Annotated in this window: 14 protein-coding genes and 1 pseudogene; 4 read left to right on the forward strand and 11 right to left on the reverse strand. The window is 71.0% G+C overall.

Annotated features, from left to right (window positions below):
* Nucleotides 1–18: 18 nt before the first annotated feature.
* Genes AB0M79_RS17410 through AB0M79_RS17430 form a run of 5 tightly spaced genes read right to left on the reverse strand, consistent with a single transcriptional unit; the run spans nt 19 to nt 4076 of the window.
* The gene (locus AB0M79_RS17410) at nt 19–678 is read right to left on the reverse strand and encodes a response regulator transcription factor (protein WP_357537934.1); all 660 of its coding nucleotides are present in this window, start codon (nt 676–678) and stop codon (nt 19–21) included.
* The gene (locus AB0M79_RS17415; RefSeq protein ID WP_364214191.1) at nt 675–2129 is read right to left on the reverse strand and encodes a HAMP domain-containing sensor histidine kinase; all 1455 of its coding nucleotides are present in this window, start codon (nt 2127–2129) and stop codon (nt 675–677) included. The genes AB0M79_RS17410 and AB0M79_RS17415 overlap by 4 nt, the downstream gene beginning before the upstream one ends.
* Complete coding sequence (locus AB0M79_RS17420; protein WP_364214194.1) at nt 2101–2415, reverse strand: hypothetical protein; 315 nt, start codon at nt 2413–2415, stop codon at nt 2101–2103. The genes AB0M79_RS17415 and AB0M79_RS17420 overlap by 29 nt, the downstream gene beginning before the upstream one ends.
* A gap of 57 nt (nt 2416–2472) precedes the next feature.
* Entirely contained in the window at nt 2473–3717 is a 1245-nt protein-coding gene (locus AB0M79_RS17425) for a DUF6596 domain-containing protein (protein ID WP_364214197.1), read from the reverse strand.
* Nucleotides 3714–4076, reverse strand: coding sequence for a YciI family protein (locus AB0M79_RS17430; protein WP_364214200.1), 363 nt, complete (start codon nt 4074–4076; stop codon nt 3714–3716). Before AB0M79_RS17430 ends, AB0M79_RS17425 begins: the two co-directional genes overlap by 4 nt.
* 302 nt (nt 4077–4378) lie before the next feature.
* On the opposite strand from AB0M79_RS17430, the gene AB0M79_RS17435 reads away from it, so the two are divergent.
* The 4 genes and pseudogenes from AB0M79_RS17435 (at nt 4379) to AB0M79_RS17450 (ending at nt 17204) form a co-directional block, all read left to right on the forward strand.
* Entirely contained in the window at nt 4379–4843 is a 465-nt protein-coding gene (locus tag AB0M79_RS17435) for a hypothetical protein (RefSeq protein ID WP_364214203.1), read from the forward strand.
* A gap of 111 nt (nt 4844–4954) precedes the next feature.
* Entirely contained in the window at nt 4955–15730 is a 10776-nt protein-coding gene (locus AB0M79_RS17440; RefSeq protein ID WP_364214205.1) for a LamG-like jellyroll fold domain-containing protein, read from the forward strand.
* 556 nt (nt 15731–16286) lie between these two features.
* A pseudogene (locus tag AB0M79_RS17445) lies at nt 16287–16499 on the forward strand (hypothetical protein); the annotation flags it as partial.
* A 174-nt stretch (nt 16500–16673) separates the two neighbouring features.
* Entirely contained in the window at nt 16674–17204 is a 531-nt protein-coding gene (locus tag AB0M79_RS17450) for a hypothetical protein (RefSeq protein ID WP_364214298.1), read from the forward strand.
* A 338-nt stretch (nt 17205–17542) separates the two neighbouring features.
* On the opposite strand, the gene AB0M79_RS17455 is transcribed toward AB0M79_RS17450, so the two are convergent.
* Genes AB0M79_RS17455 through AB0M79_RS17480 form a run of 6 tightly spaced genes read right to left on the reverse strand, consistent with a single transcriptional unit; the run spans nt 17543 to nt 23770 of the window.
* Nucleotides 17543–18490, reverse strand: coding sequence for an NAD-dependent epimerase/dehydratase family protein (locus AB0M79_RS17455; protein WP_364214208.1), 948 nt, complete (start codon nt 18488–18490; stop codon nt 17543–17545).
* A complete protein-coding gene (locus AB0M79_RS17460) occupies nt 18487–19716 on the reverse strand; it encodes a cytochrome P450 (protein ID WP_364214211.1) in 1230 nt (409 codons plus the stop codon). The genes AB0M79_RS17455 and AB0M79_RS17460 overlap by 4 nt, the downstream gene beginning before the upstream one ends.
* Nucleotides 19706–20467 (reverse strand): glycosyltransferase family 2 protein, encoded by a 762-nt coding sequence (locus tag AB0M79_RS17465; protein WP_364214214.1) that lies wholly within the window; start codon nt 20465–20467, stop codon nt 19706–19708. The genes AB0M79_RS17460 and AB0M79_RS17465 overlap by 11 nt, the downstream gene beginning before the upstream one ends.
* Entirely contained in the window at nt 20464–21939 is a 1476-nt protein-coding gene (locus AB0M79_RS17470; RefSeq protein WP_364214217.1) for a class I adenylate-forming enzyme family protein, read from the reverse strand. The genes AB0M79_RS17465 and AB0M79_RS17470 overlap by 4 nt, the downstream gene beginning before the upstream one ends.
* Nucleotides 21939–22742: a glycosyltransferase gene (locus AB0M79_RS17475; protein WP_364214219.1), complete on the reverse strand. Its 804-nt coding sequence runs from the start codon at nt 22740–22742 to the stop codon at nt 21939–21941. The genes AB0M79_RS17470 and AB0M79_RS17475 overlap by 1 nt, the downstream gene beginning before the upstream one ends.
* Entirely contained in the window at nt 22739–23770 is a 1032-nt protein-coding gene (locus tag AB0M79_RS17480; RefSeq protein WP_364214222.1) for a ketoacyl-ACP synthase III, read from the reverse strand. Before AB0M79_RS17480 ends, AB0M79_RS17475 begins: the two co-directional genes overlap by 4 nt.
* Nucleotides 23771–23861 lie beyond the last annotated feature (91 nt).

Here is a 23861-nt window from a genome sequence, read left to right on the forward strand (position 1 = left end):
TCATCCGGGCGGGACGGCTCAGAGGACGAGCCGGTACCCCATTCCCCGGACGGTCTGGATCACATCGCCGCCGAGTTTGCGCCGGAGATAGCCGACGTAGACGTCGACCACATTGGACCCCGGGTCGTGGCCGAGCCCCCAGACCCGGTCGAGGAGCTGCTCCCGGCTGAGCACCTGACCGGGGTGGCGCATCAGGGTCTCGGCGAGCAGGAACTCCCGGGCGGTCAGTTCCACGGCCCGGTCCCCGACGGTCACCGTACGACGGATCAGGTCGATCCGTACCCGCCCGGCGACCAGTTCGGTGGCGGCCGGCCGGCCCTGGTCACGCAACCGGGCCCGGACCCGGGCCAGCAACTCCTCGAAGCTGAACGGCTTGGTCATGTAGTCGTCCGCGCCCAGGTCCAGCCCGGTGACCCGGTCGGAGACCGCGTGCCGGGCGGTCAGCACGATCACCGGGATCCGTTCCCCGCGAGTGCGGAGCTGGGCCAACGCGGCCAGACCGTCCTGCCCGGGCAGACCGAGGTCGAGGATCATCAGGTCGAACGCGCCGTCGCGTACGTACGCGGCGGCGTCCGTGCCGTTCGTGACCACGGTGGTGACGTAGCCGGCGGCGCGCAACCCCTTCTCCAGGAACGAGGCGATCCGGGGCTCGTCCTCGGCGACGAGTATCCGGTTCATGCCCCGACCCCGGGCAGGACGAGGGTGAACGTGGAGCCGGCGCCCGGAATGCTGTCGACGGCGACCGTACCGCCGTGCGCCGCCGCGATCGCCGACACGATCGCCAGGCCCAGACCGGCGCCCTCCGCGCGTTGCCGGCCCGGCTCGGCCCGGGCGAACCGTTGGAAGATCCGCTCCCGGTCCTCCGGTGCGATGCCGATGCCGGTGTCCCGGACCGCCAGCAGGAGCCGGCCGTGCTCGGCCCGGGCGGACAGTTCGACCCGGTCACCGGGGCCGGTGAACTGCACCGCGTTCTGCGCCAACTGCATGAGCGCCTGGGTGAGCCGCTGCCGGTCCGCCCGCAGGGTCACCTCGGCGACCGGGCCGAGCCGCCAGTCCCGCTCGCCGAGCGCGGCCGCCTTGGTGTAGACCTCGGCCATCATCGGGGCGATGGGCACCTCCTCGGGGCGCAGGAAGTCCGGCTGCTCGGCACGGGCCAGCATCAGCAGGTCGTCGACCATCCGGTTCATCCGGTCCAGTTCGTCGGTCACCAGCGCGACCGTCTCCCGCCGCTCGACCGGATCGTCGCCCATGAGCTCCAGATGCCCACGGACGATGGTGATCGGGGTACGCAACTCGTGCCCGGCGTCGCTGATGAACGCCCGCTGCGCGGCGAACGCCCCCTGAAGGCGGCCGAGCATGCCGTTGAACGTCCGGCCGAGATCCGCCACCTCGTCGGAGCCGGTGACGGCGATCCGCTGGGACAGGTCGGTCTCCTCGATGTCGCGGGCGGTCTCGGTCATCGACCGCAACGGGCGCAGCGCCCGCCCCATCGCCAGGTAGCCGCCGGCCGCCACCACCACGATCACCAGGGCACAGGCCAGGGCCATCGTCCGTACCGCCCGGTCGATCTCGGCCCGTGGCCCACCGCTGAACTGCGCGACGACGAAGTGCCCGCGTACGTCGTCGTCGATCTGGACCGGTACGGCCAGCCACCGGGCCCGGGCCGCCGGCCCGCCTTCGACCTCGCCGTAGGCGCTGGTGGTGAGCGCGACCCAGCGGGCCGTCAACGCCGTGTCGCGGGTGAGGTCGTACGGGGCGTCGGCCGAGGACCGGTAGAACGTCCCCTCCACGAAGATCAGCATGACCTCGCCCTCCTGCGGCTCGTTGCGCAGCAGGTAGGTGTCGGCGATGGCGCGCAGGTCGGCCCCGAACGGCTGTCCGGTCGCCGGGTTGAGGCCGGCGGCGAGCCGACGGAACTCGCTCACCTCCTGGCCCAGGTAGGCACCAATCCGGTTCTCGAGCTGGTTGAGCAGTACCTGCCGGATCACCACCACGGAGCTGAGGCTGGCCACCGTGAGCAGGACCAGGGCCCAGCCCAGCAGCCGCGTACGCAGGCCGACGGTGGGCCGCCAGGATCGTCCGGCGGGCGGCCCGGCCAGCTCAGTCGTCGTCTCCGTCGTCGTCGTCATCGTCGGAGTCGTCGTCATCCTCACCGTCGTCGCCCGATCCACCGCCGGGCCGGGATCCGCCCCCGTCGTCGTCATCGTCGTCCCCTCCGGTGGCCGGCGGCACCTGCCCGGTGGGGTCCGGCTCCGCCTCGTCCGCCGTCCCCATCTCGGCGTTCTCCGTTACCGGTACCACGATGCGGATCTCCGGAACAGCCGCGGGAGGCAGCAGGGCCGGCAGCCCGACGCCGACGAACAGGGCGGCCAGTGCGGCCAGCCCCACCCCGGTGGCCACCTTCTGCGCACTCACCGGCAACAGGCTGGTGGATCGGGATGACCGCCGGATGAAGGCTTCATGAGAGTTCTCTCATGGTTCGAGCCGGGCGGCCCGGGTGGTCAGATGACGACGTTCGGGCAGGCTGGTGGCGAGCCGGGCGGCCGCCCGGTAGTCGGCGGCCGCGGCGGTCCGGTCACCGGCCAGCTCCCGCAGGTGGGCGCGGGTCGCGAGGAGGCGGTGGTGCCGGGCCAGCCGGGTGTCCGTGGCCAGCTCCGCGAGCAGGGCCAGACCGGCGGCGGCTCCGTGCACCATGGCGACGGCCACCGCCCGGTTGAGGGTGACCATCGGCCCCGGCGCGAGCCGCTCCAGCAGGTCGTACAGGGCGAGGATCTGCGGCCAGTCGGTCGCGTCGAGGGTCTCGGCCTCGTCGTGGAGCGCGGCGACGGCCGCCTGCACCTGGTACGGCCCGACCGGGCCGCGCGCCAGCGCCCCGCTCACCAGCGCCACCCCACGGTCGATCAGCTCGCGGTCCCAGGAGGCGCGGTCCTGCTCGGCCAGCGGCACCAGGGCGCCGTCCGGTGCCGTACGGGCCGGACGGCGGGCCTCGGTGAGCAGCATCAGCGCCAGCAGCCCGGCCACCTCGGCGTCGTACGGCAGCAACCGCCGTAGCCAGCTCGTGAGCCGGATCGCCTCGTCGGACAGCCGGGGTGTGGTCAGATCCGGCCCGCTCGTCGCGGTGTAGCCCTCGTTGAACAGCAGGTACAGCACGTGCAGGACGGCGGCCAGCCGAGCCGCGCGGTCCGCCCCGGACGGCATCGCGAACGTGCCGCCGTTGGCCCGGATGGTCTGCTTCGCCCGGCTGATCCGCTGCGCCATCGTCGGCTCCGGCACCAGGAACGCGGCCGCGATCTGCGCGGTCGTCAGGCCACCGACCGCGCGCAGCGTCAGCGCGATCTGACTGGGCGGCGACAGCGCCGGATGGCAGCACAGGAACAGCAGCTTCAGCGAGTCGTCCCGGTCGGCGTCCCGATCCGCGTCCGCCGGCCGGCCCAGCAACTCCGACTGCGGCGTCGCCGCCACGACCGCGTCCTCCCGGCCCCGCCGGGACCGGTCGGCGCGTACCTCGTCGAGCAGCCGGTGCGCGGCGACCGTGACCAGCCACCCGCGCGGATTCTCCGGTACGCCCTCGGCCGGCCACCGCAGCGCGGCGCGGATCAGGGCCTCCTGGGTCGCGTCCTCGCACCGGTCGAACTGCCCGTAGCGGCGGACCAGCGCGCCGAGGACCTGCGGCGCCAGGTCGCGCAGCAGGCCCTCGACCCCCCGATCGGCGGTCACAGGTCGGCGGGTGCCTCGTGCAGGACCGGCCACACCTCGACCGGCTCGAGGTGGGCCCACGGCATGTCCGCCGCGATCTCGTACGCCCGCTGCTCGCTCTCGCAGTCCAGCAGGTAGAAGCTCGCCATGTACTCCTTGGTCTCCAGGTAGGGGCCGTCGGTGACCGCGGGCGCGCCGTCGGCACGCCGGACCAGCTTCGCCGCCGCGGCGTCGGCCAGCCCGTACGCGCCGATCAGCTCACCGGTCTGCTGGTACTTCTTGTTGAACGCGTCCTGCTTGGCGATCTCCTCCGGCCACGACTCGGCCGGGATCGAGTCCCACTTCTCCTGGTTGCCGTAGATCATCAGCAGGTACTTCATGGTTCGCTCCTTGGTCGTGAGCGCCGCGGCCGGCGCGCTGTCACCTGGTGAACGGAGCCGGCCAGCCGTCCTCGACATCCTCGCCGGAAAATTCTCCGCCGGGTCCCCGACGGCCCACCGCCGCGCGCCCGGGTGCGCCGACCGGGGCGGTCGACGGCGGCTGGATCGGTCCGCCGGCCGGTAGGGTGCTGGCCGTGCTGGGTGGTGGAGTGGGTCGCGGTGCGCGGATCGCCGCGAAGACGAAGAGTCGTACGTCGCCGGCCGGGCCTTGGCGCCGGCCGCCACGCCGGGTGGTGGTCGCGTTGTCGGTCGCGCTGGTCGTGGCCGTGGGTGCCCTGCTGACCTGGGTGTTGTGGCCGGAACCCGAATCGGAGCCACGGGCGCGGGAGTACCGCGACGTCACCGCCTGCCTGCTGACCGGTGCGTCCGGGGTGCAGAGCCCGGAGGCGGCGCCGATCTGGTCGGGGATGCAGGACGCATCCGTGGAGACTCTTGTCAAGGTCCAGTTCCTCGAGGTGGACGGTCCACAGACGGCGGAGAACGCGGGAACTTTCCTGGCGAGTTTGGCGCAGAGTCGGTGCGACACGGTGATAACGGTCGGTGACGCGCCCGTTGCTGCTTTGCAGTCTATTGCCCCGAGGTTCCCGAATGTGCGATTCGTGGGGATCGGGGGCGGTGCATCCCTCGACAACGTGTCCGTTGTGGAAGCCGGTGCACCAGATGATCTCCGAAGTGTGATTCGGCGACTGGTCACGGAAATGGCATGAGGCGACCCCGGAGCGCATAACTGGCGTCCCGTATTTTGAGAAAACGGGACTTGTGCCGCTCTCGATCTTCCCGAAGACTCCCCGCGGGCCTTCGACAAAAGGGGAGTCTTCGTGCCGCGTTGGGGTGGGCGTGCGCTGCGGCGGGGCGCGCTGATCGTCGCTGTGGTCTTCGGTCTAACGGTGGCGGTGCCACCCGGTGCGGTCCCCGCCGGGGGATCGTTCCCGACGTCGTGGCTGTCCTGGTTCGCGCAACGTCCCTCCTGGGCCGACGGCGCACGGGCGTTCCTCGGGATGCCGGTGCAGAGGCAGGGCGACTCGACCCCGCCCGACCACTACGTGTCGGCGGATGCCACCCGGGCCGCCGGAGGCGCCGGCCGGGTGCCCGCCCCGGCGCCCGGAACGCTGGCGCCGTACACGCCGCACGAGGTGGACAGCGCTCCGGAAACCACGCCCAGCACCGAGAGCCGCTTCGACCCGAAGACCAGCAAGCGGCAGCCGAAGCAGTCCACCGCGCGAACCGACGTCTTCCGCAACGCCGACGGGTCGATCACCCGGCGCACCTACACCGACCCGGTCAACTACCGGACGGCGGACGGCTCCTGGCAGCCCATCGACCCCACCCTGGTCGAGCGGTCGGACGGCCGTCTGCACGTCAAGGCCAACAGCGTCGGCATCGCGGTGGCCGGGAAGTCGTCCGCCCGTAGCCGGGGCGCCGCGGCGGACACCGAACTCGCCTCCCTCACCCTGCCGACCGGCGAGGTGCTGGCCTGGAGCCTCCAGGGCGCCCAGGTCGGCGTGCCCGAGACCGACGGGGGCACCGCGACGTACCGCGACGTGCTGCCGGACACCGACCTGGAACTGGCCGCGATCGCCTCCGGGGTCAAGGAGACCCTGGTCCTCAAGTCACCGGCCGCCGGCTCGTCCTGGGTGTTCCCGCTGCGGTTGAAGGGCCTCACCCCACGACTGGACGCGCACGGATCGGTCGAGCTGCTCAACGCCAAGGGATCGGTGGTCGCCTGGATCCCGAGCGGCTGGATGGAGGACTCCCGGATCGACCCGCGGTCCGGCGCGGCCGCCCAGGGTGCCGTCCGCTACGAACTGACCACGGTGGACGGTGGCCCGGCGCTGCGGGTGGTCGCCGACGCCGCCTGGCTGAACCACCCCGACCGCGTCTACCCGGTCCGGGTCGACCCGACCGCGCACACCGACACCACCGGCGACGTCTACGTCGACAACGACGCCAACACGACGAACCAGAACGGTGACAACCTGCCGGTCGGCACCTACAACGGTGGGACGGTCAAGGCCCGGTCGTTCATCCACTTCGACGACTACCGCAACGACGGCTTCAACGGCCTGCGGATCACCGGCGCGCGGATCTGGCTCTACCAGACGTGGGCCTCCAACTGCTCCGCCTTCCTGCCGTTCTACGTGCACCGGGTCACCGGGCCGTGGACCGTCGCCGGCCTGACCAACGCCGGGCTGGCGTCCACGCCGGCGATGACCGACCCGATCGGCCAGGTGACGGTCAACGACCACGGGCCGTCGTGCACCAACACCAGCGGCAACCGCAGCGTCGGCAAGTGGGTCCGGGCGGTGCTCAACCCGGCCACCTTCAACGACTGGGGCACCGGCGGGGCGAACCACGGCCTGGCCCTGACCGCCTCCGAGACCGACTCGAACGGCTGGAAGCGGTTCACCTCCGCGAACTACTCCAGCGGCGACTACATGCCCTACCTGGAGCTGGACTACACCTACAACCACGCCCCCCAGGTCGACGTCCGCTACCCGGGCAACAACGCCGTACTGCAGACCCTCACCCCCGAACTGGTCGCCCGGGTGCACGACCCCGACAAGTGGCCGAGCAAGGGCTTCAACTACCACTTCGTCGTCTTCGACGGCAGCACCGGCGCCCAGGTCGCCAACTCCGGCTGGGTCGGCAGCCAGGCATGGCGGGTCCCGGCCGGAAGCCTGGCCTGGAACAAGAAATACCTCTACACCGTCCAGGTCAACGACAAGGTGAGCAACAGCACCATCTACCCGGCGCTGGCGTTCAGCACCCGGGTCCCGCAACCGTTGGTGACCTCCGGCCTGGCGCAGAACGCCGGCAAGGGCTTCGACCCGAGCATCGGCAACTACACCACGTCGGCGACGGACGCGAGCATCGCGACCGTCGGCCCGTCGCTGTCGATCACCCGTAGCTACAACAGCCTCGACACCCGCCGGGCGAACGCCTTCGGCACCGGCTGGTCCAGCGTGGTCGACGTACGGGTGACCGAGGTGAAGGACGCCGCAAACAGTGTGCAGTCGGTCCTGGTCAGATACCCGAGCGGGCAGGAGGTGCCGTTCGGGCGCAACGCGGACGGCAGCTTCACCCCGCAGCCGGGCCGGTTCGCGACGTTGAAGGAGGTCCGCGCCAGTGGCGGCGCCCTGACCGGCTACACGCTCACCGACAAGGACGCCACCGTCTACACGTTCGGGCAGCCGAGCGGCGCCGGCGCCTTCGCTGTCACCTCCATCGCCGACGCCAACGGCCGGGCATTGACCCTCACGTACGACGGATCGGGCCGGGCGACGAAGCTGACCTCGGCGTCCGGGCGGTCGCTGAACCTCGCCTGGACGACGCCGGCCGGATCGGCGCACCCGCACGTCTCGACCGTCACGACCGACCCGGTGGTGCCGGGCAACCCCACGACGGTCACCACCTGGCAGTACACCTACGGCACCGAGGACCGGCTGGCGGCCGTCTGCCCGCCGACCGGCTCGACCGAGTGCACCACCTACACCTCCGACACCACCTCGCAGTACGCCAACACCGTGCTCAACAGCGGGCCGAGTTCGTACTGGCGCTTCGATGAGGCGACCGGGGCGACGGTGGCCGCCAGCCGGGTGCTGAGCAACGCCGGCGCCGACAACGCCGGCTACACCAACGTGACCCTGGGCCAGGCCAACGGACTGCCGGGCTCGACCGCGACCGCCGCTGCCTTCGACGGCACCACGTCCTCGGTCCAGTTGCCCGGCAACCTGATCAGCGACGGCGAGTACCAGTCCGTCGCGATGCGGTTCAAGACCACCGGCACCGACGGGGTCCTGTTCAGCTACAGCCGGGACCCGATCACCAACAGCACGACCGCGCACAACTACGTGCCGGCGCTCTACATCGGCAGCGACGGCAAGCTGCGCGGCCAGTTCTGGCAGGGCGCCGCCACCCCCATCGTTTCGCCCGGCGCGGTCAACGACGGCCAGTGGCACCAGGTGGTGCTCGCCGGCGCCGGCACCACGCAGACGCTGTACCTCGACGGGGTGGCGATCGGCACCCTTGCCGGACCGATCGCCGAGTGGGCCGACGGCGGCGCCAACAGCGTCTACGTCGGCGCCGGATTCGTCGGCGGCACCTGGCCGAACCACGCCCGCTCGAACCAGGCGGCCGGGGTCTCCCGTTTCAACGGCACCATCTCCGACGTCGCGTTCTTCAACCAGACGCTGACCGCCGCCAACGTGGCCGCCATCCAGCAGGGCGGCAGCACCGCCCACCACGTGCTGAACGGGATCGTCCGCCCGTCCGGCGGGATCACCGCGCAGGTCGCGTACGACAAGGCCACCGGCAAGGTCGCGTCCGTGACCGACGAGAACGGCGGCACCTGGACCATGGGTACGCCGACCGTCAGCGGCAGCAGCGACGTCTACCGGGCCGCCGTCCTGGGCTCGAAGCCGACCCAGTACTGGCGGTTCGGCGAGGTCGGCGTCAGCGACGCGGTCAACGAGGTCCGGGGTGGCACCGCCACCTACAACAACGTCACGCTGGGCGTCGACGGGCCGTTCGCCGACAGCAAGGCCGCCTCGTTCAACGGCACCTCGTCGTACGTGACCCTGCCGGAGACCGCCGTACCTACGACCGGCCCGAACTCGGTCGAGATGTGGTTCAAGATGCCGTCGGGCAACAACGTCGGCGGCGTGCTGTTCGGCTACCAGGGCATGCCGATGGACGACATCGCCGGATCCGGCAACTGGACCCCGGCCCTCTACGTCGGCACCGACGGCAAGCTGCGCGGCAACTTCTGGAACACGACGGGGACCGTGCCGATCACCTCCTCGGGCAGCGTCAACGACGGCAAGTGGCACCACGTCGTGCTCACCGGCGGCAGCAGCACCCAGTCGGTCTACCTCGACGGCGCCCTCGTCGGTACCGCGAACAAGCCGATGCTCGCCACCTACGCCAGCTACGCCTTCGTCGGCGCCGGCAAGTGGCAGGGCGGCTGGCCGACCCACGGCACCTCGTCCGCCGGCTACTTCCCGGGCTCGATCGCCGAGGTCGCGCTCTACAACAGCCAGCTCTCCACCGCCCAGGTCCAGGCGCACTTCGAGGCGTCGAAGCAGACCGCCCCGGTCGCGCTCACCATGGTCTCCGGCGTCGCCACGGCGATCCCGATGCCGGTGTCGACCGTCGAGGTCACCGGACCCACCGGTGAGAAGACGTCCTACAGCTACGACGTCGTCAACGGGAACCGGATCATCGCCCAGTCCGACGCGCTCGGCAACGTGACCCGCTACGGCTACGACGTCGGCGGCTTCGGCAACCTCGTCTACGACCCGCGCGGCGTGTGGACGCAGACCCTGCAGGACGTACGGGGCAACACCCGGCAGTCGATCACCTGCCAGGACCAGGCCGCCAACCGGTGCTCGTCGGTCTACTTCACCTACTATCCCGACGCGACGTCGACGACGCTGACCCCGGACGCCCGCAACGACCTGCTGCTCACCGTCCGCGACGGAAGGTCGGCGTCGGCGACCGACAACACCTACCTGACCACGTTCGGCTACGACGCCAAGGGCAACCGGACCACGGTCACCGACTCGCTCGCCCGGGTCACCACCACGGCGTACACCGACGGCACCACCGTCGGCGCCCACGACGGCGGGTTCGCGCCCGCCGGCCTGCCCAGGACGGCGACCACCCCGGCCGGCACCGCCCAGTCCGTCGTCTACTACGCCAGCGGTGACGTCGCCGAGGTGACCGAACCGGCCGGCAAGGTCATCCGCTACACGTACGACGGTCTCGGCCGGACGCTCACCGAAACCGAGATCACCGACACGTTCCCGGCCGGCCTGACCACCACGTACACCTACGACGCGCTCGGCCGGATGGTCACCGAGACCGAACCCGCCGTCACCAACCGGGTCACCGGCGCCGTGCACACCGCGCGGACCACCCTCGGGTACGACGTCGACGGCAACGTCGTGGAACGGACCACCGCCGACACCACCGGCGGCGACGCGGCGCGCACCGAGACGTACACGTACAACACGCACGGGCAGGAGACGACGTACACCAGCGCGGCCGGCGCCACCACCACCTTCGAGTACGACCCGCACGGCCGGATCGTCGAGGAGATCGAACCCGACGACGGCGTCACCCGCAACACCTACGACGCCGCGGGCAACCTGCTGACCACGAAGATCGTCGGCTTCACCGGTGACCCGAACGACCCCGACCCGGCCCAGGACCTGACGGTCGCCACCAACGCCTACGACCCGGCCGGCCGGCTCGCCTCGGAAACCGACGCGATGGGCTGGACCACCGAATACACGTACACCGACAACGGCCTGCCGGCACGGACCACCAGAACCGACGGCACCAGCACCTTCGTGGTCGAGCAGAACACCTACGACGCGGCCGGCAACGTGGTCAGGCGGGTCACCAACAACGGCGCCACCACCGTCGACTTCACCATCGACGCCGCCGGCCGGGAGGTCTCCTCGACCGTCGACCCGACCGGGCTGAACCGCACCACCACCCGCACCTACGACCGCAACGACAACGTCGTCTCCACCCGCCTGTCCCGGGCCGGCACGACGCTCGGCATCACCGACGCCGCGTACGACCCGATGGGACGCCTCGTCTCGCAGGCCACGTACACCTCGACGAGCGCGGCGCCGACCGGACGCTGGCGGCTCGACGAGACCACCGGCGGCAGGGCCGGCGACTCCGCCGGTGGCAACACCGCCACCGCCAACGCCGCCGTCACCTGGTCGAACGAACGCGGTGGCGCGGTCACCCTCAACGGCGGCAACTTCCTGACCACCGTCGGCCCGTCGGTCGACACCAGCACCAGCTACACGGTCTCGGCCTGGGTGAAGCTGACCGCGACCAACGCCAACGTCACCGCGGTCAGCCAGGAGGGCAACCGCACCAGCGGCTTCTTCCTGCAATACCACACATACTCGAACAAGTGGTCGATGTCGACGTCCGAGACCGACACCGACAACCCGAACCCGGTACGGGCGATGTCGACCAGCGTCCCGCAGGTCAACACCTGGACCCACCTCACCGGCGTCTACGACGCGACCGCCGGCGAACTGCGCCTCTACGTCAACGGCACCCTGGAGGCCACCACCGCCAAGACATCGTCGTGGCCGTCCACCGGCGCGTTCGTGATCGGCCGGTCGAAGTACAACGGCCAGCAGGGCGAACGGTGGCCCGGCTCGATCAGCGACGTGCAGACGTACGGCAAGGCGTTCAACGGCACCGAGGTGACCGCGCTCTACAACGGCACCGCGCCCGCCGCCGGCGCCGGCACCATCCGTACCACGTACGGCCTGGACCAGGACGGCAACCCGGTCGCGGTCACCGACCCGAACGGCAACACCACCTACCACTCGTACGACGAGGCCGGCCGCGCGGTGAAGACCACCGCCCCGCCGGTCCTGGCCGAGGTCCACGGGCAGCCCGCCACGCTCGCCAACGCCATCTCCTGGGTCGGCTACAACACCTTCGGCGAGATCACCGACACCAAGGACCCGAACGGCAACTGGGGGGTCACCGGCTACGACGCCGCCGGGCGGGTGGTGTCGGAGACGCTGCCGAGCTACACCGCCCCCGGCTCGTCGACGCCCATCGTCGCGCAGGCCACCCGCACCTACGACGTGATGGGGCAGCTCACCTCGGCCACCGACCCGCTGGGTAAGACCACCAGCTACGTCTACGACCAGATGGGCCGGGTCGCGAAGGTGACCGCCCCCAACGACGGCGAGACGACCTACACCTACGACCACGTCGGCGACCTGCTGTCGCAGACCGACCCGACCGGTGCGGTCACCTCGTCGACGTACGACTACCTCGGCCGCCAGCTCACCACGACCCAGGTGGTCCGGCAGACCGGCACCAACCACACCACCAGCTACGCGTACGGCACCAACGGCTGGCTGTCGCAGGTGACGTCGCCGACCGGCGTCACCAGCTCCACCACCTACAACGCGATCGGTGAGCGGCTCACCACCACCGACGGCGCCAACCAGACCACCACCTACACCTACGACGGCGCCGGCCGGCAGACCCGCACGACGCTGCCGGACGGCACCTACACCAGCCTCACCTACGACCTCGCCGGCCGGCCGCTGGAGACGAGGGCGCACAACGCGGCCGGGACGGTCCTGTCGACGCAGAGCAGCGAGTTCGACAAGAACGGCAACGTGGTCGCCGCGACCGACCCCAAGGGCACCACCATCTCCTTCGAGTACGACGCCACCGGCATGCTGGTCGAGGAGATCCAGCCGATATCCGGGTCGGACGACATCCACACGACGTTCGGCTACGACCTGGCCGGCAACCGGACCCGCTTCACCGACGGCCGCGGCAACGCCTTCTTCACCACGTACAACTCGTGGAACCTGCCGGAGTGGCAGGTCGAGCCGGCGACGACCGCCCACCCGTCGACGGCGGACCGCACCTTCGTCACCGCGTACGACGCCGCCGGCCGGCCGGTCACCCAGACCTCGCCGGGCGGGGTCACGGTCACCAACACCTACGACGACCTCGGGCTGCTGACCGCCCAGGTCGGGGCCGGGGCCGAGGCGACGACCGAGGACCGCGAGTTCGGCTACGACGTCGCCGGCCGGATGACGTCGTTCTCCGCGCCCGCCGGCACGAACAACATCACCTACGACGACCGTGGCCTGCCACTGACCATCACCGGTCCGGTGGGCAACGCCACCTACACCTACACCGCCGACAGCCGGCTCGCCTCCCGGGCCGACGCCGCCGGAACGACCTCGTTCACCTACGACGGCGCGGGCCGCCTGTCGACGGTCGACAACCCGACCGCCGGGGTCGCGCTGACGAACACGTACAACGCGCTGTCCCAGGTCTCGAAGATCACGTACGGCTCGTCGGGCAACTCCCGCAACTTCACCTTCGACGCCCGGCACCGCCCGGTCACCGACGAGTTGAAGACCCCGTCCGGCACCTCGATCGCCAAGGTCGAGTACGGGTGGGACGCCAACGACAACATCGTCTCGAAGACGACGACCGGGTTCACCGGGGCGGCGACGAACACGTACACCTACGACCTCGCCGACCGGCTGACGTCGTGGAACGACGGCACCACCACCACGGTGTACGCGTACGACAAGGCCGGCAACCGGGTGCAGAACGGCTCGCGGCTGTTCACGTACGACCAGCGGAACCGGCTGCTCACCGCGGCCGGGGACAGCTACTCGTACACCCCGCGCGGAACGCTGGCGACGGTGTCCGGCGGGTCGGGTACCCGTACGACGAGCACCGACGCCTTCGGCCAGGTACGGGCCCAGCAGGCCGGCGGCACGACCCAGTCGTACGACTACGACGCCTTCGGCCGGGTGCTGCGCTCCGGATTCGCGTACGCCGGACTCGGCAACGACCTGGCGGCCGACGGCGGTGCCACGTACGTCCGCGACCCGGCCGGCGACCTGATCGGCACGCAGGCCGGCGGCACCCAACGCCTGGTGTGGACGGACCTGCACACCGACGTCATCGCCCAGTTCACCGCGACCGGCACCACCCTGTCCGGGTCGACGACCTACGACCCGCTCGGCACCGTCGTGTCGTCGGCCGGGCAGGTCGGCTCGCTCGGCTACCAGTCGGAGTGGACCGACACCACGACCGACCGCGTCAACATGTGGGCGCGGTGGTACAACACCGACACCGGCCAGTTCGACACCCGCGACTCGGCCAACGTCAGCCCGGTGCCGGCGTCCATCGCGGCGAACCGCTACCAGTACGGCGACGGCAACCCGCTGACGACCACGGACCCGACCGGCCACTGGGGCAACCCGATCAAGGCCTTCAAGAAGGCCGTGAAGGCAACGGTCTCCCGGGTGACGACGTACGTCTCCTCGGCCTACCGGGCGGTCACCACCTACGTGTCACAGAAGGTCCAGGCGGTCGCCCGGGTCGCCGCGACCGTGGTCAACAAGGTCAAGAAAGCCGCGACCAAGGTGGCGAAGACGGTGAAGAAAGCCGTCGACACCGGCCGGAAATACGTGGCCCAGAAGTACCAGGCGGTGAAGAAACAGGCGACCAAGGTCTACAACACCGTCAAGCAGGCCCACCAGAAGGTCGTGGCGAAAGCGACCCGGGTGGTCAAGAAAACCGTCGCCGCCGTCTCCGACGGGGTGAACGCAGCGACAAAGTGGGTCAAAGAAAACAAGGACATGATCATCGAGGTCGCCGCCATCGGTGGGGCGATCCTGGCCGGCCTCGCCTGCACGGCGGTGACCGCCGGCGTGGGTGCCGTCGCCTGTATGGTCGGCGCCGGCGCGGTGATCAACCTGGCCAAGGACGCCGCCCAGGGCGACATCCACTCCATCGGTGACGCCCTCGGCTCCATGGCCACCGGCGCACTGTCCGGCCTGGCCGGCGGTGCCGGCGGCATGGTCGCCGGCAAGGTCGCGGCGGCGGTCGGTTCCAGGATCGGCAACAGCGTCCTCGGCCGGCTGGCCACCGAGGCCGTCGAGAACGGCATCTCAGACGCCTTCGACCAGGTGCTGACCACCGGCCGCTTCGACGCCAAGGCGATGCTCGCCGGCATGATTCCCGGCCTGGGCGGCGCGAACCGCAAGGCCGGCGCCAACCCGACCCCGGTCCGGGGCGGCACCACCAGCGGAAGCGGGGGTGGCGGACCACCGGCCGCGACCAGGTCGAACGACAGCGGCAGTGGTGGCAGTTGCGCGGTTCCGCAACACAGCTTCGACCCGTCGACCAGGGTGTTGATGGCTGACGGCAGCGTCCGTCCCATCGAGGACATCAACATCGGCGACCAGGTCCTTGCCACCGACCCCGAAACCGGCGTAACCCTCGCCAAGCCCGTCACTCAACTTCACCGCAACACCGACCACGAACTCACCGACCTCACCATCGAGACTGAGGACGGCGAGACCACCGTCCTCAAGACCACCCAAAACCACCCCTTCTGGGACGACAGTCGTGGTAAGTGGATCGATGCGGCTGAGCTGAAGACCGAGGCTCAACTCGCCACCGTCGGCCCTGGCGACACGCGCCCCACAGTCGCGGCCGTCACCAACCACCGTGGCAGCGAAGAGATGCGCGACCTCACCGTCGCCGATATCCACACGTACTATGTGCTGGCTGAAGAAGCGCCTGTCCTTGTGCACAACACTAACCCAGGATGTGGACCGGGTTATGGTAATCCGCGCTCGCCCAGTACGCGTGGCCCACCGAGCGCGAAAAACGTTCCCTTTGTGGGAACCACGGGGGCAGCGCAGGGCGCCTGGGATTTGGAGGGGCGACGGAACCTTGCCCGTGACTATCTCGATAAGATCATGAAGGGCAATAACGGGCCAGGGGTTGCGACGCAGCCGATGGACCGAACCTGGTCGGCGGGAGTTAATATCGACACTGGTGAAATTGCTGTGGCGTGCTCGGGGGCTGGGTACTGTGCCGAAGGGAACGTGGTAAACGCTTTGGGAGGAGATTCGTCGCGAGTGGCGTTCACTGAGTCGTATGAGATAGTTACAGCTAGCCCCTTCGCGAAGAGGCAAAAGCCGATCTGCAGGAAGTGTCAACCCGATTACCTCGTCGAGCAGTTCCCGCCCGGCACTTTGTTTCAATGACCTGCTGTAGGCTTGCTGTGGCGGAAGGGAGGCTTTGGTGAGAGAGAGGACGCAGTCCCCAGCGTTTACCGCTGTGGCCATCGACCCTTTCTCCTTCCTGGTGGCAGGAGTCAACGATCACCTGCGAGCTTGGGTGTGGGATGGGTCTTCTGGGGAAGGTCATGTTGGGTTCGACCTATCTCAGGGGCAGGTCGATGCGCTGGCAATCAATTCGGGTGCCGAGACTCTAGCGTTCGGTGGGCGGCGTGGGCTGCAACTCTGGCGGAGAGGTGGAGGATTCGAGAGCCTTGAGATTGCGTCTGCGGGGCGTATCTTGTCGATAGCGTGGGACATTGCAGGGGATCGGATTGCTGCTGGCCATCTCGAAGGAGTAGTCAGAGTCTGGCGGGTCTCGACCTCAGAATTGGTCTCCTCAATCAATGTGGCAGCGCGCTCGGATGGCTTCGGTGATGCGCTCCGAGCTCTGGCCTGGGATCGGCTCGGGGGTGCCGTTGTTGTGTGCGCTCAAGACGGCCGGGTTACGAAATGGGACGTCGAGACTGGGCAGCTTGTGTCAATGTTGGCTGAGCGAGGCACTCCGGCTCGGGCCGTTGGCGTCAGTGAGGATTCGCGACTCGTGGCGGTTGGTGGAGATGCGGAGGTCCGTCTATGGAATCTTCGCTCTGCAGGTCGACCAAAGATTCTTGAAGGTCACCTCGATTCGGTCTTGACTCTCGCCTTCAGTTCTGATTCGTCTCGCTTGGCATCGGCCGGAATGGATCGGATGGTCCGTGTGTGGAACACGAATGATGGTAGCCTTCAGGCTGTCTGTGCCGGGCTCAATGGGTGGGTTCGGGCAGTGTCCTTTAGTCCTGACGGGCGGCGCGTCCTAGCTGTCGATGGTGACGCCGACGGGGCGATGTGGGAAGTAGAGTCTGGCGCACTTCTCTCTCGGCAGCGATTCGTGGATCCACAGTGGAATGATGTTTTTAGTGTAGAGGATACTTCCAAAAAGTGGCGGCGAATCGCCGCCAGGTTCGACTGGTCCGGGCTGAGGTGCGGATGCGATCAGGGGGCCAGGCATGTGCCAAGCAGTTTTGCTGCATTGGTGGCTGCCCAGACTGAAGAGGAGGCCGACGGGGCTGGGCTGCGCAATCACATCGAGGTGCAGTCGATGTTGTTTGAATCTGCGGTGCCTGTTGTTTCGATGATACTTGCTGCCCTCGATGAGGAGCTGTTGACGGATGCTGCCAGATGGGGTCTTCTTTATCTGTTAATGGTTCTTGTTCTTGGAGAATCGGAACATGTCGAGGTGTTGTCTGGTCGACCTGATCTGGAGCTTGAGTGTCGAGATGCTGCACGTGATGGGATTCCGCTCCTCTATGAAGAGTTGAGGAAGGAGCGGGTTCGTGGTCGAGCAGAGTATGCAATTTGCATTCTTGAGGCTCTGGGTGAAGATAGGGATGAGCTAATTGCGATCCGTCGTGACATCTGAGTATGTATCCGACTGTCGGTGCTGGCCGTTGTGTCGGTGCGTAATGTGACCTTGGGTGGTCTGCTCCTTGCGAATTCGGAAATGTGCCGCGCATCGGCGCCGGTAATGGCGCACCCCTGACGTAAAACTCCTGTAAGGGTCGATAGAACGGCGACTTCTCGTCGTCGTTGGCACAGCGTTTTTCAGGCGTTGCGCCATGCGGTTCCGCGATCCGGGCCACCGGGCGAGCCAGCAGTCGGGGCAGGCCAACCATCGGGCTTCGCGGCCTTTCCTCCGGTGGTCACGAACCAGCGTCCGTCGGCTGGCGGTGACGTGGCGGAATGGACGCGGACTTCCCCTCATAGCTTGCTGGTGGCACCCCCTGCCCACGCGGGGAATCCCGGCTCGGCGACGAAGTCGCTGAACGAGCGGCTGGGTGTCCAGCCCTGTGTCCGGGCCCGGGTCGTGTCCAGCACGACGCCGTGGGCGAGCTGGTCGACGGCGTACCTGGTCAGGGTCGGTGGGCCGGTGCCGGGCAGGCGGGCGATCGTCTCCACGACAGCTGCCGCCGCCATCGTCAGCGGCACCGGCAGGTGCGCGACCCGTACCGGATGGCCGAGCGCGGCCAGCCCGTCGCGGACCACCGCATCCCGCGAGTACGGCGTCGCGTCCGCGATGTTGTACGCCCCAGCAGGCCAGCCCAGCGCGGCGAGGCAGGCGTCGGCCAGGTTCTCCACGGCGGTCAGGCTCAGTCTGACGTCGCGTCCGGGCAGCATGACCCGGCCCCGGCGTACCGCCCGGACGAGCCGGGGGAGCAGGTGCGGGTCGCCGGGGCCGTACACCGCCCGGGGGCGGAGCACCACGGCACCGGCGTCCAGCGCCAGCCGTTCCCCCTCGGCTTTGGTACGGCCGTACGGGGTGCGCTGGCCGGTCACCGGATGGTCCTCGGTGATCGCCTCGACGCGTAGCCGGGGGTCGTAGACGCTGGCACTGCTCACCCACACCACCGGCCGTTCACCGGCCGCCGCCAGCAGCCGGGCGGTGCAGTCGACGTTCACCGCGCGGTAGGCGGCCTCGACCGCCGGCCCGCCGCCGGTGTCGCCGACGGCCGCCGCCAGATGGATGACGGCATCGGTGCCGGTCAGGTCGGGGCGGTCCCGGGCGGCGTCCCAGTGGACGTGCCGGCCGACCGGGCCGGGGCGCCGGCCGAGGCAGACCACGGTCGCGCCCGCCTCGGCGGCTGCCCGGGCGACCGCCGCACCGCAGAACCCGCTGGCGCCGGTGACGGCGATCCGCAGCCCGTTCACCGGGTCGCCCGTACGGTCAGCACCGCCCAGCCGGGCAGCGCGGCCCGGCGGTCGGCACGGGCCCGGACGACCTTCGGACGGTACGGCGTCAGGGCGGCGAGGGTGTCGGCGAGCTGGGCGCGGGCGAGTGCCGCGCCGGGGCAGGCGTGCGGGCCGGCGCCGAAGACGAGCTGCGCCACCTGCGGCGGGGCCGGGTTGTCGCGGGACGGGTCGGTGCGGTGGGCGTCGACGGCGTGTCGGGCGATCAGGGCGAGCCGGTCGCCGGCGCGTACGGGGCAGCCGTCGACGGTGCCGGAAGCGGCGGCGACCCGGGGAAGCAGCGGGGTCGGGGCGGTGACACGGAGCAGTTCGGCGACCAGCGTCGGGCGGGTCGCCGCGTCGTCGGCCCAGTGCCACAGGTCGTCGTCGGCGCACCAGGCGGCCGCCCGTGGGATCGCCGCGACGGTGGTGTTGATCGCGGCGACGGCGAGCATGGCGGCCAGGCCGGCGGCACCCTCGCCACCGGCAGCGGTCCCGGTGCCAGCCGTGCGCGCGGGACCATCGCCCGCGACCGGCGGCACGGCACCGGCGGGACACCGCGCGCGGGTGGCGGCGTGGTCGCGTACCAGGTCGGTGAGGGCGTCGGCGGCTAGCCGGGCGGCGCGGGCGGCGCCCGGCAGGCGCGGACCGGGCATGTGCTGGCCGGCCCCGGTGGCGGCGGCGTGCCGGGCGGCGTCGGCCAGCACCAGCGGGTCGGTGTCCAGGTCGAGCAGGGCGGCGGTGGTCGCCCCGGCGAGTTCGGCGGTGATGTCGACCAGATCGACGGTGCCGCCGGTGGCCAGCGGCGCGAGCCGGCGTTCGAGCACCGCCGTCCAGACCGGGCGGAGCCGTACGACGCCGGCGCTGCCGAGGTCGTCGGCGAGACTCCGCCTTGCTCCCTTGTGGACGGTGCCCTCCTGGTCGAAGAGGAGCCCGCCCTCGGCGAGCCGGCTGGCGGTGCCGCCGGTGGTGCCCTCGGCGGTCCGGTCCAGTGGGACCCGGGTCAGCGCGTCCAGGTAGGCCCTGGTCCCGTGCACCAGCACGGTCCGGCCGATCCGCCGGACCGGGGCGCGTCTGGTCGCCGCGAGCAGCGTGAACAGGACCGGATGGCTGCGCAGGTAGACGAGCCGGTCCCGGCGCCGTGCCCGGCCGGCCCGGCGGGCGGACTCGGCTCCGGACGGGGCGGCGACGGCCTGGTCAGCGGACATGGTCACCCTCCGGTTCGGTCGGCTGCCAGCGGCGGTCCCAGTACCAGAGCAGGGTGCGGCGCGGCCCCCACGCCCGCAGCCGGCGCAGGCTGTTCTCCACCACCAGGTGCTCCGCCCGCACGATCCGGTCGGTGTGCCGGCGGGCCCGGTTGAGCAGGGCCAGGTCGTCGGCGCCGTCCCGCAGCGTGATCCGGGGGATGCCGCCGCAGCGCACGTACAGGTCCGCGGTCAGCGCCAGGTTGTGCCCGTGGCAGAGCACGTACGGCGCACGGAAGCCGGCCGCCCGGTGCGTACGCCGGAACCGGCCGTAGACACCGGCGGCGCGTACGGCGGCCGGGAAGAGCCGCCGCTCGGCGAAGCTGGGCCGCTCGTCGCGGCGTGGCACGCTGCGCCCGCAGACCATCTCGGCACCGGAGTCGAGCAGCGCCTTCGCGGTCGCCACCCAGTCCGGGGCCGGCCGGCAGTCGGCGTCGGTACGCGCCAGCAGCGTCGCCCCGGCCGCGATGGCGTGCCGGCATCCGGTGTCGGCGGCGGTGCCGGCGCCCGGCCGGGGTTCGGTCACCACGTCGACCGGGAACGGGGCGCCGGCCGCGAACCGGCGAACCACGTCACCGGTGCCGTCGGTGGAGTTGTTGTCGACGACGACGAGCGCGAAGTCGGGGTCGGTCTGCGCGGCGAGCGCGGTCAGGGTGGTGCCGATCGCGCCGGCCTCGTCGTACGCCGGCACCACCACCCACAGCCGCCGGCTCACCGCTGCTCCGAGGCGTCGGCGAGGCGGGCGGCGGCGAGTGCGGACGCGGCGGCCCGGTCGGGTTTGCGGGACCGGCCGGCGGTCGGTACGGCCGCGAACACCACCCGGTCCGGCCGGGCGGCGCCCATCCGGTCCAGCACCGGGGCGAGCGCCCGGCGCAGTTTGCCGGGGTCGGTGCCGGGTTCGGGTTCGACGACGGCGACCAGCCGCTCGTCGCCGTCCCCGGCCGGCACCCCGACCAGGACGGCGAGGTTGACGCCGGGCACGTGCAGCGCCGGCTCGTACAGGCCGGGGTAGATGTTCTCGGCGGCCCGCAGGATCATGTCCTTGCAGCGCCCGGCGAGCACGAGCCGGCCGTCCTCGACCCGGCCCACGTCACCGGTCGCCACCCAATCGTGCGGCTCCGCCCCGAGGTAGCGGTCGGCCTGCCCCGGCCCCAACAGCAGCAACTGTCCACCGTCGTCGACCTGGGCGCGCACCCCCGGCAGCGGGGCGCCGACCAGGTCGCCGTCACCGGTGAACGCCGCCTTCTCGGCCTGCTCGACGGCGGCGGCCGGGAAGAGTTCGGTGAGGGCGTACACGCCCCACGCCTCGCTCGCCCCGGCCCGTTTCACCCGGTCGAGCAGGGCGGCGCTGACCGGCGCCGACCCGGAGTAGAACCGTCCGGACAGCCGGGGCGTCTCCGCGAGCAGCGCCCGCAGTTGCGGCGGGGTGAGATAGCTGGCCTGCGGCTTCACCTGGACGATCTGCCGGGCCAGCACCTTCGGCGAGCGGGCCGGCAGGGCGACCGGTGCGCCGCTGGCCAGCGACGGCACCAGCACGAAGAACATGCCGCCGAGGACCGGTTCGTCGGCGCGCGGCCGGACCAGGTCGACGACCTGGCGCATGCCGGCGGCGAGGCTGGCCCGGGTGTGCACGACCGCTCGGGGTGCGCTGGTCGTCCCCGACGTGAAGATGACGACGGCGTCGCCGTCGGAGCCGGACCGGTCCGGTGTCGGGCCGCCCCGCCCACCGAGCGCCGGGGCGGTGAACGGCAGCCGCCGCCCGACCGTGGCCACCGGGGCGATCGTGTCGAGCCGGGGCAGGTCGAGTTGGGCGCGGCGGGCCAGCGGCCGGGCCCAGCCGGCGACCGCCTGCGCGGCCGCGTCGGCGACCACGAGCGCCGGGGCGGCCAGCCGGAGCCGGGCGGTGAGTACGTCGGCGCCGGCCGACGGGTCGAGTACGGCGACCCGCAGCCCGAGCCGGAACGCGGCCAGCATCACCGACAGGGCGCGGGGGCCGGGGCGGACCGCCACCCCGAGCGTGTCGCCCTCGGTGAGCCCACGGTGGTGCAGGGCGGCGGCGTACCGGTCGGCCAGCCCGGCCAGGTCGCCCCGGGTGGCGCGTACCCGGGTGGTGCCGGACCGGCGGGCGGCCAGGACCGCCGGACGGTCCGGGTGCCGGCGCAGCGCGGCGGCGAGTTCGTCGAGCATCAGCGCGGGTCCGGGGTCAGGTCGCCGCTGCCCCGGTCGAGATACCAGCGGGCGGAACGGCGCAGGCCGTACGCCCGCAGCCGGCGGGTCGAGTTCGCCACCACCATCGTGCGGCTGCGGGTGATCGCGGGCGTGGTGCGGCGCACCCGGTTGAGGAACGTGCGGTCGGTCGGCGACGGGCGGCGGGGCATGCCGCCGCAGGCCAGGTAGAGGGCGGCGGTGATCGCCATGTTGTTGCCGGCGTGCATCCGGTAGGGCGCCAGGTAGCCGGCCTCGCGGTGGGCCGGCCGCAGCCGGCCGAACGCCGCCGCGATCGCGACCACCATCCGGAATCCGGCCCGGCCGAGCGGCCCGTGCTCGTCGCGGCGGGCGCTGATCCGGCCGCAGACCATGCCGGCCCCGGCGGTCAGCGCGGCTCGGGCGGCGGCGACCCAGCCGGGGGCCGGCAGGCAGTCCGCGTCGGTACGCGCCAGCAGCAGCGCGCCGTGCGTGATCGCGTGCCGGAAACCGGTGTCGACCGCGCAGCCGACGCCCTTGTCCGGCTCCCGGATCAGCAGTACGGGCACCGGCGCGGTCGCCGCGAACCGGTGTACGACGTCGGCGGTGCCGTCGGTGGAGCCGTTGTCGACGACGAGCAGCGTGAAGTCGAGGTCGGTCTGGGCGGCCAGCGCGTCGAGGGTGCCCCCGATCCGGGTCACCTCGTTGTACGCCGGCACCACGACCCACAGCGGCGTCGCCTCGCTCCGCTCGGCGCCACCGCTGTCCGGGCTGACCCTGCCGGTTCCCTCGCTGCGCTCGGTCACGACTTCTCCCAGACCATCGTCATCACGCTGACGCCGCCGCCGAGGCCGATGAACAGCACCCGGTCGCCGGGGCGCAGGTGCGGGTCGACCCGGGCCAACTGCACGCCCAGCGTGGCGCTGGCCATGTTGCCCAGGCCGGTGACGGTGACCTCGAGCTTCTCCTTCGGCACCCCGGTCACCTCGACGAACCGGTCCAGGTAGGGGACCGTCACCTGGTGCACCAGCACCTTGGTGTAGTCGGCCCAGCCCAGGCCGGTCCGGTGCCGGACCCGGTCCAGGATCGCCGTACCGATCTTCTCGAAGACGCCGCGCAGGGCGTGGCCGTCGCCGCGGAAGTAGGTGTGCTCGTCGCCGCGTGGGAACCGGGAGCCGCCGCCGTCGATCCCGCCGACCGTCCAGTGCTCGGAGTGCGTCTCCGTGTCGACGTCGAGGATGCCGCCGGAGGCGACCGGTTCGACGACGACGGCGGCCCCGGCGTCGCCGAACGTGAAGCCGGCGAACGCGGCACGGGCCTGGGCCAGGTCGGCGAGCTGCCAGCGCATCGACCTGGTCGGGGTCTCGCCGGTGACGACCAGCGCCCGGGTGGCCCGGCCGGCGAGGACGAAGGCGCGCGCGGCGTCGATGCCGTTGACGAAGCTGTTGCAGGCGTTGGTCAGGTCGACGGCGTGCGCCCGGGTGCCGAGTTCGGCCTGCACGATGTGGGCGGTCGCCGGCTCGACGACGTCGCGGGTCGCCGAGGCGAAGATCAGCAGGTCGATGTCGGCCGGCTCCAGGTCGGCGGCCGTGAGCGCCTGGCGGCCGGCGCGTACCGCGAGGGCGGAGGCGTACTCGTCGTCGGCGGCGATCCGGCGCTGTTCGATGCCGGTCATCGTGGTGAAGATCCGGTTGGGCAGCGCGAATCCGCTGGCCGTGGCGACCTGTTCTTCGAGGTCGGTGGTGGCGAGCACCCGTTCGGGGAGGCTGGCGCCGACCGCGGTGATGCCGACCCGCGACTGCGCGTGGCTGTGGGGCGGGATGCGATCGATCATCTGGTCAGCTTTCCGATGGGCGGCGGTCCGGTGGATGAGTAGCGGTGCTCATTCTGGCTGGTACCGCCCACCCGGTGACCAGCGAGGTTAG

The sequence above is a fragment of the Polymorphospora sp. NPDC051019 genome (genome assembly GCF_040683055.1).
Classification (GTDB): domain Bacteria; phylum Actinomycetota; class Actinomycetes; order Mycobacteriales; family Micromonosporaceae; genus Polymorphospora; species Polymorphospora lycopeni.